The sequence below is a fragment of the Micromonospora sp. NPDC048843 genome (assembly GCF_040649965.1).
In the GTDB taxonomy this organism is placed as follows: domain Bacteria; phylum Actinomycetota; class Actinomycetes; order Mycobacteriales; family Micromonosporaceae; genus Micromonospora; species Micromonospora hortensis.
The window spans coordinates 1-3,059 of sequence record NZ_JBEZGJ010000342.1 but is presented as its reverse complement, the minus strand read 5'-3'; the positions used below and the strand labels follow the sequence as shown (position 1 = coordinate 3,059).

General features: G+C 72.9%; 2 protein-coding genes and 1 pseudogene. 1 reads left to right on the top strand and 2 read right to left on the bottom strand.

The window, feature by feature from the left end:
- Both AB0C20_RS35870 and AB0C20_RS35865 read right to left on the bottom strand, forming a co-directional pair.
- Window positions 1–241: pseudogene (locus AB0C20_RS35870) on the bottom strand (hypothetical protein); the annotation flags it as partial.
- Entirely contained in the window at window positions 241–1,596 is a 1,356-nt protein-coding gene (locus tag AB0C20_RS35865) for a 3-oxoacyl-ACP reductase (RefSeq protein WP_357179120.1), read from the bottom strand. The pseudogene AB0C20_RS35870 and the gene AB0C20_RS35865, both read right to left, overlap by 1 nt.
- Window positions 1,597–1,651: 55 nt before the next feature.
- Between AB0C20_RS35865 and AB0C20_RS35860 the strand changes: the two genes are divergently transcribed.
- The gene (locus AB0C20_RS35860; RefSeq protein WP_357569684.1) at window positions 1,652–2,944 is read left to right on the top strand and encodes an acetyl-CoA C-acetyltransferase; all 1,293 of its coding nucleotides are present in this window, start codon (window positions 1,652–1,654) and stop codon (window positions 2,942–2,944) included.
- Window positions 2,945–3,059 lie beyond the last annotated feature (115 nt).

Genomic DNA, 3,059 nt, shown 5'->3' with positions numbered 1-3,059 from the left:
ACGTCGCGGGCAGCCGATCGGTGAGCCGGAACCCGCAGACCCGGTCGTAGTCGGCCAACTGCGCCCGGGCGACGCTCACCCCGCCCACTGTCACCTCGACCGCCGGCAGATCGGGTCCGCGTCGCCCACCGCCGAGGCCCGGTAGCGCGCCGAGCAACGCCCGTCGGTGCAGCGCCCCGGCCGCCGGCATCCGGGGCAGCTCGACAGGGGTACGGCTGCCCGACTCCGGCCGCGCGTCCATCACGCCCCCAGCAGGCTCTGGCCGCAGACCCGGACCACGTTGCCGCTGACCGCGCCGCTGGCCGGCCAGGCCAGCCAGCCGATCGTCTCGGCCACGTCCACCGGCAACCCGCCCTGGGCCAGGCTGTTCATCCGCCGGCCCGCCTCGCGGACCACCAGCGGGATGCGCGCGGTCAGTCGGGTCTCGATGAAGCCGGGGGCCACCGCGTTGACGCTGATCCCACGCTCCCGCAGGGCCGGCGCGAGTGAGTCGACAAGCCCGATCACGCCGGCCTTGCTGGTGGCGTAGTTGGTCTGCCCCCGGTTGCCGGCGATCCCGGCGATCGACGAGACCGAGATGATCCGCCCGCCGGCCGGGAACAGCTCCCGCTCCAGCAGCACGTCGTTGATCCGCTCCTGGCTGGAGAGGTTGACGTCGATCACCTGGTCCCACCGGTCGGCGTCCATCCGGCCGAGCGTCTTGTCCCGGGTGATGCCGGCGTTGTGCACCACCACGTCGACCCGGCCGTGTCGGCTGGCCAGGTGCTCGGCGAGTCGGGTCGGCGCGTCCGGCGCGGTCAGGTCGAGTTGGACGGCGGTGCCGCCGATGTCGTTCGCCACCGCGGCGAGCGCGTCACCGGCTCCCGGGATGTCCAGGGCAATTACCTTCGCGCCGTCGCGGGCGAGCACCTTCGCCAGCGCCGCACCGATGCCCCGTGCGGCGCCGGTGACCAGCACGACCTGCCCGTCCAGTGGGCGATCCCAGTCGGCCGGGACGCTCGCCGCGCCGCCGCCGACCCCGATGACCTGCCCCGACACGTACGCGGAACGGCCGGACAGCAGGAACCGGACAGTCGATTCGAGGCTCGTGATCGTCCCGGCGTCACCGTCCGCGCGGGTCACGTAGACGAGTTGCGCGGTGATGCCCCGGCCGAACTCCTTGCCGATGCTGCGGACCAGCCCTTCGAGGGCACGCTGGGCGGTCGCCTCGCGGGGTGTCGGGCACTCCTGCGGCGGGGTGCCCAGCACGATCACCCGGCCGCTGGGCAGCACGGCCCGGGCCTGCGGGTGGAAGAAGTCGTAGAGCTGGCGCAGCTCGGTCGAGTCGGTGATCCCGGTGGCGTCGAAGAGCAGTGCCCCGTACCGCTGCGCGTTGGCGCCGGCCGGGTCGGCCAGCTCGACCCCGGCGGCGGTCAGGATCTTGGCGATCGGGTCGGCCAGCCGGCCGCCGGTGGCCGCGCCGAGCAGGGCCGGGCCGGCCAGCAGCGGGTCGCCGGGGTGGTGCCGGCGCAGTCGGGGCGGGTCGGGCAGCCCGAGGCGCTTGACCAGCGCGCGGCCGGCGGCCGATTGGACGAAGCTCGCGTACCTGTCGGTCATGGGCGTAGCCTACTGGCGAGTAGGGTTCGAGCAACACATGTCGAGGAGGCGGATCGTGCAGAGCATTCGGCGGGTCGCGGTCATCGGGGGCAACCGCATCCCCTTCGCCCGTTCCAACTCCCGCTACGCGGACGCGTCGAACGCGGACCTGCTCGGCGCGGCGCTCGACGGCCTGATCGCCCGCTACGGGCTGGCCGGGCAGCGCATCGGCGAGGTGGTCACCGGTGCGGTGCTCAAGCACTCCCGCGACTTCAACCTCACCCGCGAGGTGGTCCTCGGCTCCCGGCTCGACCCACACACCCCGGCGTACGACATCCAGCAGGCCTGCGGCACCGGCCTGGAGGCGACGATCCTGGTCGCCAACAAGATCGCCCTCGGTCAGCTCGACGTGGGCATCGCCGGCGGTGTGGACACCACCTCCGACGCCCCGCTCGCCGTCAACGAGGAGATGCGCCGCACACTGCTCAAGCTCAACTCGGCCCGCACGCTGGGCGAACGGCTCAAGATCGCGGCGAAGCTGCGCCCGCTCCAGCCGTTCAAGCCGGAGATCCCGCGCAACGCGGAGCCGCGTACCGGCCTCTCCATGGGCGACCACGCCGCAGGGACCGCAGTGCGCTGGCAGATCGACAGGCGCTCCCAGGACGAGCTGGCGCTGCGCTCGCACCAACGGCTGGCCGCCGCGTACGACAGGGGTTTCTTCGACGACCTGATGACCCCGTACCTGGGGCTCACCCGAGACCAGAACCTCCGCCCGGACAGCAGCCTGGAGAAGCTCGGTTCGCTGAAGCCGGTCTTCGGCACCCGCGGCCCGGACGCCGAGCAGGCCACCATGACGGCCGGCAACTCGTCACCCCTCACCGACGGCGCGTCCACGGTGCTGCTGGCCAGCGAGGAGTGGGCGGCGGCGCACCACCTGCCCGTGCTGGCCTGGTTCAGCTGGTCGGAGACGGCGGCCGTGGACTTCGTGCACGGCGACGAGGGGTTGCTGATGGCACCCGCGTACGCGGTGCCCCGGATGCTGGCCCGCGCCGGGCTGACGTTGCAGGACTTCGACTACTACGAGATCCACGAGGCGTTCGCGTCGCAGGTGCTGGCCACCCTCGCCGCTTGGGAGTCGCCGGAGTTCGCCAAGGACCGGCTCGGCCTGGACGCGCCGCTCGGCGCTGTCGACACCGACCGGCTCAACGTCAACGGTTCGTCGCTGGCCGCCGGGCATCCGTTCGCCGCCACCGGCGGGCGCATCGTGGCGACCCTGGCCAAGCTGCTGGCCGAGCGGGGCAGCGGGCGCGGGCTGATCTCCATCTGCGCAGCCGGTGGTCAGGGCGTGACCGCCATCCTGGAACGCTGAGCGGAGTGTGCAAGGCGACGCCCGCCGGACCCGAGGGTCTGGCGGGCGTCGACAGTGCGGTTGGGCTCAGCAGCGACAGCCACCCCACCACCAAGCCCCGCAGCAGGAGCGCGAA